Annotated in this window: 13 protein-coding genes; 6 read left to right on the plus strand and 7 right to left on the minus strand. The window is 72.0% G+C overall.

Annotated features, from left to right (window positions below; all coding sequences use genetic code 11):
* Nucleotides 1-95 precede the first annotated feature (95 nt).
* Entirely contained in the window at nt 96-1484 is a 1389-nt protein-coding gene (locus tag AB0J40_RS23055; RefSeq protein ID WP_364456304.1) for a lysine 2,3-aminomutase, read from the minus strand.
* A gap of 131 nt (nt 1485-1615) precedes the next feature.
* Here AB0J40_RS23055 and AB0J40_RS23060 point away from each other — a divergent pair, with 131 nt between their 5' ends.
* The 3 genes from AB0J40_RS23060 to AB0J40_RS23070 are packed head-to-tail and all read left to right on the plus strand — an operon-like array spanning nt 1616 to nt 5627.
* The gene (locus AB0J40_RS23060; RefSeq protein WP_364456306.1) at nt 1616-3211 is read left to right on the plus strand and encodes an amidohydrolase; all 1596 of its coding nucleotides are present in this window, start codon (nt 1616-1618) and stop codon (nt 3209-3211) included.
* A gap of 11 nt (nt 3212-3222) precedes the next feature.
* Complete coding sequence (gene lnt / locus AB0J40_RS23065) at nt 3223-4833, plus strand: apolipoprotein N-acyltransferase (protein WP_364456308.1); 1611 nt, start codon at nt 3223-3225, stop codon at nt 4831-4833.
* A 26-nt stretch (nt 4834-4859) separates the two neighbouring features.
* On the plus strand, nt 4860-5627 hold the full coding sequence (locus AB0J40_RS23070; protein ID WP_364456310.1) for a polyprenol monophosphomannose synthase: 768 nt from the start codon (nt 4860-4862) through the stop codon (nt 5625-5627).
* Here AB0J40_RS23070 and AB0J40_RS23075 read toward each other — a convergent pair.
* Nucleotides 5614-6360 (minus strand): class I SAM-dependent methyltransferase, encoded by a 747-nt coding sequence (locus AB0J40_RS23075; protein WP_364456312.1) that lies wholly within the window; start codon nt 6358-6360, stop codon nt 5614-5616. The genes AB0J40_RS23070 and AB0J40_RS23075 overlap by 14 nt on opposite strands.
* Nucleotides 6361-6395: 35 nt before the next feature.
* Between AB0J40_RS23075 and AB0J40_RS23080 the strand changes: the two genes are divergently transcribed.
* On the plus strand, nt 6396-7181 hold the full coding sequence (locus AB0J40_RS23080) for a PIG-L family deacetylase (RefSeq protein ID WP_364456314.1): 786 nt from the start codon (nt 6396-6398) through the stop codon (nt 7179-7181).
* Here the strand turns inward: AB0J40_RS23080 and AB0J40_RS23085 are convergent.
* On the minus strand, nt 7123-7863 hold the full coding sequence (locus AB0J40_RS23085) for a DeoR/GlpR family DNA-binding transcription regulator (RefSeq protein ID WP_364456316.1): 741 nt from the start codon (nt 7861-7863) through the stop codon (nt 7123-7125). The genes AB0J40_RS23080 and AB0J40_RS23085 overlap by 59 nt on opposite strands.
* A gap of 48 nt (nt 7864-7911) precedes the next feature.
* Between AB0J40_RS23085 and AB0J40_RS23090 the strand changes: the two genes are divergently transcribed.
* Complete coding sequence (locus AB0J40_RS23090; protein WP_364456317.1) at nt 7912-8520, plus strand: NUDIX domain-containing protein; 609 nt, start codon at nt 7912-7914, stop codon at nt 8518-8520.
* Nucleotides 8521-8577: 57 nt separating this feature from the next.
* Nucleotides 8578-9141 carry a dihydrofolate reductase family protein gene (locus tag AB0J40_RS23095; RefSeq protein ID WP_364456319.1) on the plus strand — a complete coding sequence of 188 codons (564 nt, stop codon included), beginning with the start codon at nt 8578-8580 and terminating at the stop codon, nt 9139-9141.
* Here AB0J40_RS23095 and AB0J40_RS23100 read toward each other — a convergent pair whose 3' ends face one another.
* The 4 genes from AB0J40_RS23100 to AB0J40_RS23115 all read right to left on the minus strand — a co-directional run bounded on the left by AB0J40_RS23100 (nt 9142) and on the right by AB0J40_RS23115 (nt 13096).
* Entirely contained in the window at nt 9142-10080 is a 939-nt protein-coding gene (locus AB0J40_RS23100) for an RNA polymerase subunit sigma-70 (RefSeq protein WP_364456321.1), read from the minus strand.
* A gap of 164 nt (nt 10081-10244) precedes the next feature.
* Nucleotides 10245-10592 (minus strand): RNA polymerase-binding protein RbpA, encoded by a 348-nt coding sequence (locus AB0J40_RS23105; protein WP_003081521.1) that lies wholly within the window; start codon nt 10590-10592, stop codon nt 10245-10247.
* Between the two features lie 225 nt (nt 10593-10817).
* Nucleotides 10818-11582: a thymidine kinase gene (locus tag AB0J40_RS23110; protein WP_364456323.1), complete on the minus strand. Its 765-nt coding sequence runs from the start codon at nt 11580-11582 to the stop codon at nt 10818-10820.
* A 113-nt stretch (nt 11583-11695) separates the two neighbouring features.
* A complete protein-coding gene (locus AB0J40_RS23115) occupies nt 11696-13096 on the minus strand; it encodes an MFS transporter (RefSeq protein ID WP_364456325.1) in 1401 nt (466 codons plus the stop codon).
* Nucleotides 13097-13221 lie beyond the last annotated feature (125 nt).

The following is a 13221-nucleotide window of genomic DNA, read 5'->3' on the forward strand; positions in this document are numbered from 1 at the left end:
CGTTTTGTTTTTGGGGGGGGGGGCGGGCGGCCCCCCCCCCGGCCCCCCCCCCCCCCCACCACTCGGCGCATCTCTTGGACGGTGACCTGGCGGCGTCAGCGATCCTGATTGGCCCACCAGGCCTGGCCGGCTTCCGGCAGCGTCGAGATCGGGTCGTAGTAGGGGTACCGGCGCTGCAACGCCTCGGGGTCTTCCAGCTCGATCCCCGTGCGGTAGTTCTTCGTCCAGTAGGAAATCCCCAGCTCCCGGTCGTACTCGGCCAGCTGGTGCACCCACCGCTTCCCCACATAAGGCACGTCGCACACGATCCGCGGTGTCGCATACCCCGGCAGGTACCCCATGATCGCGTGCTGCAGTTCCTGCGCCTCCCACACCGCCACGCGCCAGTGCTCCGCGTTCGGGATCATGTCGCACATGTAGAAGTAGTACGGCAGGATGTTCGCCTCGCCCTGCAGCGCGAAGCACAGGTCCAGCAGGGCCGCCGGGGTCGCGTTCACCCCGCGCATCAGCACGCCCTGGTTGCGGACGTCGCGGACGCCGACGTTGAGCGCCGTCTGGGCCGCTTCGGCCACCAGCGGGGTCACCGACTGGGCGTGGTTGACGTGGGTGTGGATCGCCAGGTTGACCCCGCGGCGCTGGGCCGTCACCGCCACGCGCTCGAGGCCTTCGACGACCTTCGGCTGGATCCAGTGCTGGGGCAGTGCCGCCAGGGCCTTGGTCGCCAGGCGGATGTCGCGGACGGTGTCGATGTCCATCAGGCGCATCAGGAACGACTCCAGCTGCGGCCACGGCACGTTGGCGACGTCGCCGCCCGACACCACGACGTCGCGCACGCCCGGGGTCTTCTTCAGGTAGGCGATCATCGCGTCCTGGCGGTCGACCGGCTTGAGGGTCAGCTTGTGCTTCTCGACCGTCTCCGTCGAATTGCCGACCAGGTCCATCCGGGTGCAGTGGCCGCAGTACTGCGGGCAGGTCGAGATCATCTCGGCCAGCACCTTGGTCGGGTAGCGGTGGGTCAGGCCCTCCACGACCCACATCTCCGCCTCGTGCAGGGAGTCGCGTTCGGCGTGCGGGTGGCTCGTCCAGACCGGGTCGCGGTCGCTGCGCACCGGGAGCATGTAGCGGCGGATCGGGTCGGCGTAGAACGCCTCGGTGACCTTCGCCGGGTCGGTGCCCGCCGTGGGCGCCATCGTGTTGAGCATCTGCGGCGGCAGCAGCATCGACATCGTCGCCAGCTCGCGCTGGTCGGCGAGCAGGTCGTCGTAGAAGCGCTCCTCCAGCAGGTCGCCCATCAGGGCGCGCAGCTGCTTGACGTTGCGGACGCAGTGCACGCGCTGCCACTGCGCGTCGCGCCACTCGGCCTCGGTCACGTCGTGCCAGCCGGGGAAGCGGCGCCAGTCGGGTTCCACCAGCTCGGCGCGGGCGTACTCGTAGGGCTGGTCAAAGGCGGCGGCAGGCGTCACAGGTTCCTGGATCGCAGTCACTTGTACTCCTAGTCGTCGGGAACGCGTTAAATTATCCTGCCACAACGCTCTCACGGCGTAAATCTTCCTGCATGTCGGGGTCGCTTCCCCCAGGTGCAGCAGCCCCGGCGCGCCGGGGCAGACTCAGGGGCGTGACGGACGAACACACGACGCTCCTGCTCGGCGGACGCGTCTACACCCCCGCCGGCCCGGACGCCACGGCCATGGCGGTCACCGGCGGCACCGTGGTCTGGATCGGCCAGGACGCCCCGGCCCGCGCGCTGCACCCGGGCGCCGAAACCGTCGACCTCGACGGCGCCTTCGTCACCCCCGCCTTCGTCGACGCGCACGTCCACGCCACCGCCACCGGCCTGCACCTGACCGGCCTCGACCTCACCGGCGTCCGCGGCGGTGCCGAGCTGCTGGCGCGCGTGCGCGACGCCGTCGTCCCCGGGCAGGTCCTGCTCGCCCACGGCTGGGACGAGAGCGGCTGGACCGACCCGCGGCTGCCCAGCCGCGCCGAGCTCGACGCCGCCGCCGGCGGCACGCCCGTCTACCTCAGCCGCGTCGACGTCCACTCCGCGCTGGTCTCCACCGCGCTCGTCGAACTGGCCCCGGCCGCCCGGGACGCCGACGGCTGGTCGCCCGACGGCCCGCTGACCCGCGCCGCCCACCACGCCGTCCGCGCGGCGGTGCGCGCCGCCATCACCCCACAGCAGCGTGACCGCGCCCAGCGTGCGTTCCTCGCCGAAGCCGCGAAGAACGGCATCGTCAGCGTCCACGAATGCGCCGGCCCCGACATCTCCGGCCGCGACGACCTCGCCGCCCTGCTCACCCTCGCCGGCCCCGGCACCCCCGAAGTCGTCGGCTACTGGGGCGAACTCGGCGCTGTCGACACCGCGAAGCAGCTCGGCGCCCGCGGCCTGGCCGGCGACCTGTTCGTCGACGGCGCCCTCGGCTCCCACACCGCCGCCCTGACCCGGCCCTACGCCGACCACGCGAGCGAAGGGACGCTCTACCTCGACGCCCACCGCATCGGCGAGCACCTGGCCGCCTGCACCGAAGCCGGGCTGCAGGCCGGGTTCCACGTCATCGGCGACGCCGCCGTCGCCGAGGTCGTCGAAGGCTTCCGGCTCGCCGAGAAGGAGGTCGGGCAGCGGGCGCTCGCGGCCCGCCACCACCGCCTCGAGCACGTCGAGATGGTCACCGCCGAGCAGGCCAGGCAGCTGGCGGGATGGGGCGTCGTCGCCTCGATGCAGCCGCTGTTCGACGCCCTGTGGGGCGGCACCGACGGCATGTACGCCGAACGGCTCGGCGCGGACCGCGCGGCCGGCCTCAACCCGTTCGCCGCGCTCGCCGCCGAAGGCGTCCTGCTCGCCTTCGGCTCCGACGCCCCCGTGACGCCGCTGGACCCGTGGGCGAGCGTCCGCGCGGCCGCCTACCACCGGACGCCGGGCGCGGGCCTGTCCCCGCGCGCCGCGTTCACCGCCCACACCCGGGCCGGGCACCGCGCGGCCGGGGTCAACGACGGCGTCACCGGCAGCCTCGTCCCGGGAGCGCCCGCGCACTACGCGATCTGGGACGCGACCGACCTCGTCGTCGCGACCCCGGACAGCCGCGTGCAGCGCTGGTCGACCGACCCCCGCGCCGGCGTGCCGCCCCTGCCGCGCCTGGAACCGGACGCCCCGCTGCCGCGCTGCCTGCGCACGGTCCGCGCGGGTGCGGTCCTCCACGACGCGATCTCCTAGAGTTGGCACCTGTGGCAGTCACCGTGGCCGACCCCGAACCGGGCGCCCCGCACCAATCCTCGCGAACCCGGCCGTTCCCGCGCGCCTGGTTGCTGCGCCTGGCCGCGGCGCTGGTGTCCGGCTTCGCCTACTACCTGAGCTTCGCGCCGCGCCCGCTGTGGTGGCTCGCGCCGCTGGCGTTCGCCGGGTTCGCGCTCGTGCTGCGCGGCCGGGGTTTCCGCGGCGCGTTCGGCTACGGCTTCGCGTTCGGGTTCGTGTTCTTCCTGCCGCTGCTGACGTGGCTGCTGGACTTCCTGGGCCCCGACTTCGGCCCCTGGCCGTGGCTGGGCCTGTCGTTCGCGCTGGCGCTCTACTACGGCCTCGCCGGCGGCCTCATCACCTGGGTCGCGCGCCTGCCGCTCGCGCCGCTGTGGGGCGCCCTGGTGTTCATCGCGTTGGAGACCCCGCGCGCGTGGTTCCCCTTCGGCGGCTTCCCGTGGGGCCGGGTCGCGTTCAGCCAGCCTGAAGGCGCGTTCCTGCCCCTGGCCTCGATCGGCGGCGCGCCCCTGGTCGGGCTCGCCGTGGTCCTCAGCGGCTTCTGCCTGGCCGCCCTCGCGGCACGGCTGTGGGAGACGCGCAAGCTCACCCGCCCGGCCGTGTTCGCCGCCGTCGGAACGCTGCTGCCCGTGGTGGCCGGGCCGGCGCTGTGGCCCGCCGTCGGCACCGGCGCGCAGGACGGCGAACTCACCGTGGCGACCGTGCAGGGCAACGCCCCGAACATCGGCCTCGCGCTGCAGGGCGAGCGCGTGCTGCTGCGCCGCAACACCATCGCCGAAAGCCGGCGGCTGCTCGACGCCGTCCACGCCGGCAAGGTCCCGAAGCCGGACCTGCTGCTGTGGCCCGAAAGCGCGACCACCGTCACCGGGCCCGACCCGGAGGTCGACCAGCTCGTCGCGAGCTTCGGCGTGCCCGCCCTGATCGGCGCGCTCTACGAGCTGCCCGACGGGCACCTGCAGAACTCCGTCATCGCCTGGGACCCGGCCACCGGGCCCGGCCAGCGCTACGCGAAGCAGCAGCTGGTGCCCTTCGGCGAGTACGTGCCCGCCCGCAAGGTCGCCGAGCTGGTCACGCCGTTCCTCGACCAGGAAACGGTGGACATGGTCCCCGGCGACGGTGCGAACCAGGCCATGGCGATCGCGGGGACGAAGGTCGGCGTGTTCGTCTGCTACGAGGCGGCGTTCGACTACCCGGGCCGCGACGCGGTCCGCGACGGCGCCGAGCTGCTCGTGGTGCCGACCAACAACGCGTGGTACGGCGAGAGCGAGATGAGCGTCCAGCAGCTGGCCATGTCGCGGCTGCGGGCGGTCGAACACGGCCGCGCGGTCGTGGTGTCCGCCGTCTCCGGAGTGAGCGCGATCGTCGCCCCCGACGGGACGGTTACCAGCTCAACGGGCCTTTTCACCGCCGATTCCCTGGTCGGACGCGTCCCGCTGCGGACGCAGACTACGCTGTCGGATCGACTCGGTGCGTGGACGGAGTACGGGCTGCTGGCACTGGCGATCGCCGGGGTGGCCGGCGGGCTCGTGCTCCGTTTTCGCACCCGGCGCGGCAGCGCCGGCACGGCAGGGGAAGCGGCGGACTGACCGCCGCGGATATCGGAGGAGCACGGATGTCGCAGGCGCCGCGGGGGGCCCGGGAAATCGAGCCGGTGCTGGTGGTGATCCCGACGTACAACGAGCGGGAGAACCTCGGCCCGATCCTGGATCGCCTGCACAAGGTACTCCCGGACGTGCACGTGCTCGTGGTGGACGACGGCAGCCCGGACGGCACCGGCGAGCTGGCCGACGAGCGCGCGGCCGCCAACGACCACGTCCACGTTCTGCACCGCACTGAGAAGGCCGGCCTCGGCGCCGCCTACATCGCCGGGTTCCGGTGGGGCCTGGCGCGGGAGTACAACACGATCGTCGAGATGGACGCCGACGGCTCGCACGCGCCGGAGGACCTGCCGCGGCTGCTGGACGCCGTCGGCGACGCCGACCTGGCGATCGGGTCGCGGTACGTGCCGGGCGGCGCGGTGGTGAACTGGCCGCTCAACCGCCAGATCCTTTCGCGCGGGGCCAACGTCTACTCGCAGATCGCGCTGGGCATGCGCACCCGCGACATCACCGCGGGCTTCCGGGCCTACCGCCGCCCGGTGCTGGAGAAGCTGGCGCTGGACGAGGTCAACTCGCACGGCTACTGCTTCCAGATCGACCTGACCATCCGCACGGCCGACGCCGGGTTCGAGATCGTCGAGGTGCCGATCACCTTCACCGAGCGCGAGATCGGCGAGTCGAAGATGAGCGGCTCGATCATCCGCGAGGCGTTTCTGCGGGTGGCCACGTGGGGCGTGGAGCGCCGCTGGCAGCAGCTGCGCCGGCTGGTCAAGCGCGGCTGAGCCGCGCGGTCACGATCCACGTCCGGGCGCCCAGCAGCACGCCGTCCGCGGTTTCGTGGGCGGCGAACGCCTCTTTGAGCCGGCGGGCGGCCTGCTCGGTGGGCCGCAGCTCCTGGACGTCCTTGAGCCCGAGGGCGAACTCGCACGCCGTCGCCGCGTCGGGCCCGTAGCAGACGGGCTCGCGCAGCTCGGTGAACTCGACGTCGCCGAACCCGGCCCCTTCCAGCAGCGCACGCGTGCGGCCGGGGTCGCCGAGGGAGAAGTGCGGCCCGGCGGGTGGCGGGGTGGTGCCGGGTGCGACGGCGTCGTGCAGCACCGAGTACCACTCGTTGCGGTCCCGTTCCTGCCACACGAGCAGCACCAGCCGCCCGCCGGGACGCAGGGCGCGGGCCAGGTTGGCGAACGCGGCGGGCGGGTCGGCGAAGAACATCGCCCCGAACCGGCTGAGCACGACGTCGAACGCCGCCGCCGGGAACGGGTAGGTCTGCGCGTCGGCGACCTCGAACCGCGCCCCGCCGAGTTCGCGGGCCTTGGCGATCGCCTGCTCCGAGACGTCGACACCGAGCGCCCGCGCGCCCGCCTGCGCGGCTTCGCGCGTGGACTCGCCGGTGCCGCAGCCGACGTCGAGGACGTCCTCGCCCGGCCGGACGGCGGCCGCGGCGCGGAACCGCTCGTTGTGCGGGCGCACCTCGGCGTCGAACAGCGCCGCGAACCGGACCCGGTGTTCACTCATGCCGTCTTCTCCCGTTCTCGGCCATCATGGGGCCGATGACGACCATCGTGGCCTTCCACGCGCACGCCGACGACCCCGTGCTGCTCAGCGGCGGCACCCTGGCCCGCGCCGCGGCCGACGGGCACCGGGTGGTGGTCGTCGTGGCCACCGACGGCATGGCCGCGCAGCACCCGACCCCGCGGTGGGCCGAGCTGGAGGCGAGCGCGGCCATCCTCGGCGTCCGGCGCGTCGTGCACCTCGGCTACGCCGACAGCGGCCACGGCCCCGAGCTGTACCCGGACCCGCCCGGCCGGCAGCGCTTCGCCCGCGCCGACACCGAGGAGGCCGCGCACCGGCTCGCGGCGATCCTGCACGAGGAACACGCCGACCTGCTGCTCGGCTACGACGCAGGCGGCGGCTACGGGCACCGCGACCACGTCAAGGTGCACGAAGTCGCCCGGCGCGCCGCCCGGCTGACCGGGACGCGGCTGCTGGAGGCCACGATGCCGCGTGACTTCGCGCTGCGGTTCGTCCGGGTCCTGCGGGCGCTGCGGATCCCGTTCGACTACGACGCCGAAGCGCTCGAGCGCGCCTACAGCCCGGCCTCGTCGGTCACCCACCGGTTCGACGTGCGCCGCTTCGCCGGGCGCAAGCAGGCGGCGCTGGCGGCGCACGTGTCCGACGTCCGCGGCACCGGGCGGCTCGCGGCGGTGCTGCGGCTGCTCGTGTGGCTGCCGGCGCCGCTGTTCGCGGTGGTGGCGGGCCGGGAGTGGTACGTCGAGGTCACGCAGGCAGGATCGGCACCCGCTCTGCAAGTTCCTGCACGTTCTCGGCGTCGGTGATCACGCCGGCGACGTCGGCGAGGGGCAGGACGGTGAACCGGGAGGCCGCGCCGATCTTCTCGGCGCTGGCCAGGACGTAGGTGTCGGCCGCGCGCCGGGCCAGCGTGCGTTTCATCGCGGCTTCCTCGGCATCCCCGGTGGTGAGGCCGGCTTCGGGGTGGACGCCGGTGACGCCGAGCAGGAAGACGTCGGCGCTGATCGCCTGGGCGGCCTCGGCCGCGGCGGCGCCGCAGGTGACCGCGGAGTGCCGGAACAGGCGGCCGCCGAGCAGGAAGACCTCGACGCCCGGGTGGTCGAGCAGGGCGACGGCGACGGTCGGGCTGTGCGTGACGACCGTCGCTTCGAGGCCTCTGGGCAGGGCTTTCGCGACGGCGAGGGTGGTGGTGCCGCCGTCGAGGACGACGGTCGAGCCGGGCCGGACGAGCCCGGCGGCGACCGCGGCGACCCGGTCCTTGCCGTCGACGGCGATGGCCGTGCGGCTCGCGTAGTCGGCGACGGCGGGGGAGACGGGCAGCGCTCCGCCGTAGACGCGCTGGCAGAGCCCGGCGGCGGCGAGGTCGCGCAGGTCCCGGCGGATGCTGTCCTCCGAGACGCCCAGCTCGGCCGCGACGTCCTTGGCCAGCACCTTGCCCTCCGTCGCGAGCCGGGCCAGCAGCAGGTCACGGCGTTCCCCGACCAGCATGCACAGTCCTCCTTGTTTCTGCCGAGTCGTGCACATTATGGTCGCGGTATGACCTCTTCGACAAGCTTGTCCCGCAATCCGCGCGTCCGGGTGCGGGACGTGGAGCTGCTGTCCTCGGCCTGGTACGTCCTGCGCCGCACGACGTTCGACTTCCGGCACCGCGACGGCCGCTGGACGACCGAGCAGCGCGAGACCTACGACCGCGGCAACGGCGCGACGGTGCTGCTGTACGACACCGCGGGCGGCACGGTGCTGCTGACGCGCCAGTTCCGCTACCCGGTGTACGTCAACGACCACCCGGACGGCATGTTCGTCGAGACGGCGGCGGGCCTGCTCGACGCCGACGACCCGGAGACGGCGATCCGCCGGGAGGCGCAGGAGGAGACGGGCGTCCGGATCGGCGCGCTGGAGCACGTGTTCGACGTCTACACGAGCCCGGGCTCGGTGACCGAGCGCCTCCACTGCTACGCGGCGCCGTACGACCCGGCGGACCGGGGAGCGGGCGGTGGCGTAGCGGCGGAGGGGGAGGACATCGAGGTGCTCGAGCTGCGCTTCGGGGACGCCCTGAAGATGATCGAGACCGGCGAGATCGCCGACGCGAAGACGATCCTGCTGCTGCAGTGGGCGGCGCTGAGCGGCCCGTTCCGCACCGATTAGGTTTCCGCGCCGCACCCGTCTGTACGGGGGAGATCGACTCACAGGAGGCCCAGCACGATGCGGAAACTGATCTTCGGCATGAACCTCACCGTGGACGGCTACATCGCCGCGGCCGGCGACGACATCGGCTGGAGCGGCGGGCGGAGCGAGGACCTGTTCCGGTGGTGGCTCGACCGGGAACGGGCGATCACTCTGTCGCTGTACGGGCGCAAGCTGTGGGAGACGATGAGCTCCTCCTGGCCGACCGGCGACCAGCGGCCGGACGCCACGCCGGCGGAGATCGAGTTCGCGCGGAACTGGCGGGACACGCCGAAGGTGGTGTTCTCCTCGACGCTCGAGAAGGTCGACTGGAACACCCGGCTGGTCACCGGCAACGCGGTCGCCGAGATCACCCGGCTCAAGGCCGGCGACGGCGGCCCGATGGGCATCGGCGGCGCGACGCTCGCCCGGGCCGCCATGCGGGCCGGGCTGATCGACGAGTACCTCCTGGTCACCCACCCGGTCCTGGTGGGCGGCGGCACGCCGTTCTTCACGGCACTGGACGGCTGGGTGAACCTGAACCTGGTCGAGACGCGGACGTTCGACGGCGGCGTGGTGCTGACCCGGTACGAGACGAGGTGATCACAGCGTCGGGGACAGGCCCAGCCAGGGCGTGCCGGCGGCGTCGAACCCGGTGAGCTCGGCGATCTTCCCGTCGACGATGCGCAGGCACGCGACGGCGAACAGCCGGTGCTCCGGGTCCCCGGGGGTGCGAAGGTAGAGCGCCGCGGCGGGCATGCGGTTGACCGTCGTGGCACTACCGCGCCAGTCGTCGTGACCGCGTCGGAACAGCCCGCCGGAGACCCAGCCGTCCACCGCGTCCGTGGCCGTCGTGGTCACGGTGCCCGGATCGGGCAGCATCGCGAAGCGCAGGTCGGCGCGCAGCAGGGCCGCCAGCCCGGCGAGGTCGTTGCGCTCGTGGGCGTCGATGTAGGCCTTCACCACGCCGCGCTCGTCCTCCGACAGCTCGTGGGTGGCCGGGCCGCGCCAGTCGAGGCGGCGGCCGGGCAGCCGTTCGCGCACCGTCACCCGCGCCCGCTGCAGTGCGCTGGTCACCGAGGCGACGGTCAGCTCGAGGGCGTCGGCGGTCGTCGACGCCGGCCAGCCGAGGACGTCACGCAGGATGAACGCGGCCCGCTGCCGCGGCGGCAGGTGCTGGACGGCGACGATGAAGGCCAGCTCGATCGTCTCCCGCGCCACCGCCGCTTCGTGCGGGTCTTCGGGGAGCATCCGGTTGGGGTAGGGCTGCAGGTACTGCACCTCCCAGCCCTCCGCCGGCACGGGGGTGCGGTCTTTGCGCTTCTCCAGGAAGTCGAGGCAGGCGTTCGTCGCGATCCGGTACAGCCAGGTCCGCAGGGTCGCGTGGCCCTGGAACGACTCGCGCTTGTGCCAGGCTCGCAGGAACGTCTCCTGCGTCAGGTCCTGGGCGTCTTCGTAGTTCGCGAGCATCCGGTAGCAGTGGACGAGCAGCTCACGCCGGTGGCGCTCCGCGAGCAGCACGAACCGAGCCGAGTCGGTCATGGTCGTCGTTCCTTCCACCGGTGCGAGGGGCCGACAGTACTGACGACGCGGCGGAGGGTTTCTGATCGGTGCCGCCGGGCATGCGAAAGGCCCCCGCGGGGGGAGGTCGCGGGGGCCTTTCCGTTGTGGTGGGAGCGGTGGCTACGGGCCGACGCTCGAGGGCGTTACGCGGACCGGGAGGTCCGCCGGCCCTTCAGCTCGGCGAGACGTTCGTTCAACAGGTCCTCGAGCTCGGGGATCGTGCGCCGCTCGAGCAGCATGTCCCAGTGGGTGCGCGGCGGCTTGACCTTCTTCTGCTCGGGCTGCCCGCCATCCACGATCTCCGACTCGCTGCCGTGCAGGCGGCATTCCCAGACCGTCGGGATCTCGGCGTCGTCGGAGAACGGCACCTCGAACTCGTGGTTCTTCGGGCAGGCGTAGCGCACGGTACGGCGGGGAGCGAGGTCGTGGTTGCGGTCGGTCTCGTAGCTGACCGCTCCCAGCCGGCTTCCACGAAGAACACGGTCGGCCATGATGGGGTCCTTTCAGTCAGCTCCGGGTGGAGCCAGGGTGATGCTCACCCTATGCAACGACCTGACGGCCCCGAGGATTCCCGGGACACCATGTCGTTGCTCACGATGAGCTGCGTCACCCAACGGCATCAGCTTCCTCTAGTAGGAGGCGTTTCGCGCTCCGGCGTGACGTCAATACGGCCTTCTTAGTGCTGATATCCCCCGGATGGGCTACTGGCACCCACGTCAGGTCAACCGTAACTGACCGTGACGACCAGTAACGGGCCCCAAGTCACCCGATCGAAAGTGGCGGCGACACAATACCTGATAACGCACAGTAGCGTTTTCGGCCTCAAAACCGACCAAAGCTGAAGATTCAACTACGGATTGTTCGGTATCTGCCACCACAACGGTGTCGCCCTCGCGCACCACCTCGCCGTCGAGCACCCGCGCGTTGAACCGCCCCGGCAGCCCGCACCAGCACAGCACCTCCACCTGAACCGGCTGCAACTCGTCGGCCAGTTCGAACAAACGAGCGGCACCCGGGAACAACCGGCTCCGGAAGTCCGTCGCGATGCCGAAGCAGTACACGTCGATCTCGACCTCGTCGGCCAGCTCCGCCAGCTGGTCGACCTGCCCGGGGGAGAGGAACTGCGCCTCGTCCACCACCACGTAGTCCACGTGCTGCCCGCGCGCCCACTCCTGCCGCACCAGGTCCCGCACGTCGGTGTCCTCGCCGACCTCCACCGCCTGCCGGGTCAGCCCGATCCGGCTCGAGATCTGCGGCGCACCCGACCGGTCGTGGCGCACCAGCACCAGCCCCCGCCGGCCCTGCCGCGCGTGGTTGTGGTCGATCTGCAGCGCCAGGGTCGACTTCCCGCAGTCCATCGGCCCGTAGCAGAACTTCAGCCTGCCCACCGGCGGCGTCCCGCGCCGCGAACCGGCCGCGGGAACCGACGACAGCGCATCCGTGGGATCAGGGCCGGTTGGACGGTCGTTCAACAAGGTCACGACGCCCGACCCTATCGGTGGCTTGAGGCTTGTTCCGGTCAGCCCGGCACAACGGACCGCCGGTTTGCCCGCCGGCCGTCACCTCGCGCCGGGCGACGGCTGAACAAGCCTCATCACAGCACCTCCGGCGGGGTGTTGCCCGCCGCCACGATCGCCCGCCGCACCGGCACCAGCCACACCAGCACCAAACCCACCGCGAAGAAGACCACCAGCGCCACGATGGCCAGCCGGAACGACCCCGTCGCCTGCCCGACCCCGGCGAACACCAGCGGCCCCAGCCACGACGTCCCCCGCTCGCCCACGACGTAGAGCGAGTAGTACTGCGCGTCCTTGCCCGCCGGGATCATCTGGCTGAACAACGACCGCGACAACGCGTTCGTCCCACCCAGCACCAGCCCGATCCCCACCGCCACCGCGAGGAACTGCAGCAGCTGCTTCGGCTGCACGAAGTACGCCCCGGCCAGCACCGCGACCCACACCACCAGGCTGCCCAGGATCGTCCGCTTCGCCCCGATCCGCCGCGCCACCAGCCCGTGCAGCGTCCCACCCAGGTACGCCACGAACTGGATCACCAGGATCGTCACGATCAGCACGCTGTTGCCGAAGCCCAGCTCGTCCTTGCCGTACTGCGCCGACACCGTCACCACCGTGTTGATGCCGTCGGTGAACACCAGGTAGCTGCCCAGGAACGCCAGCGTGAACGGGAACGCCTTCGCTGACACCAGCGTCTGCCGCAGCTCCGCGAACCCCGCCCGCACCACCGACTTCCCCGGCACGACGTCGACCGGCGTGTGCCGCCGGGGGAGCGCCCGCACCGCCGGAACCGTGAACGCCGCCCACCACAACCCCGAGGTCAGGAAGCAGATCCGCACCGCCATGCCCTCGCTCACGCCGAACGTGTCGTGCCCGAGGTAGAACCCCAGCTGCAACGCCAGCGCCAGCCCGCCACCCAGGTACCCGAACGCCCAGCCCTTCGCCGAGATGTCGTCCCGCTCGTCCGGGCCCCCGATGTCCACCAGGAACGAGTAGTAGACGACCAGCGAACCGCCGTACCCGATGTTCGCGATGACGAACAGCACCACCCCCAGCTGCCAGTCCGACCCCGCCAGGAAGAACATCGCCGCCGCCGCGGCCGCACCCAGGAACGCGAACCCACCCAGGATCCGCCGCTTGTTGTGGCTCCGGTCGGCCACCGCACCCGCGATCGGCAGCACCAGCACCTGCACCACCGTCGCCACCGACAGCAGGTATCCCCACACCGACCCGGCGGGGAAGTGGAGCCCGAACAACGTCACGTCGCAGTTGTGCAACGTGTCCGCCTTGCCCGCCGCGTCGACGCACGGGCGGTCCCCGTTAAGGGTGAAGTTCGTCTTCGCGTCCGCCGCCGCGATCCCGCTCATCGACAGCGCCCCGAACACCGTCGTCGACGACGAATAGAACGGCGAATTCGCCCAGTCGTAGAAATACCAGCCCCAGCGCTCGCGCCTGGTCGAGCGCGTCCCGGCCAGCGTCATCCACGGCTCCTCGAGGTCGGAAACTTCCAGGTCAGCGCGGAGACTACTGGTGCTTCGCAACGCGAAGGACCCGCCCCGCCCAAACCGTGTCCGCTTTGTCGCTTCACGCGCATCCACCACTTCCG

This window comes from Amycolatopsis sp. NPDC049691 (assembly GCF_040675005.1).
GTDB lineage: Bacteria > Actinomycetota > Actinomycetes > Mycobacteriales > Pseudonocardiaceae > Amycolatopsis.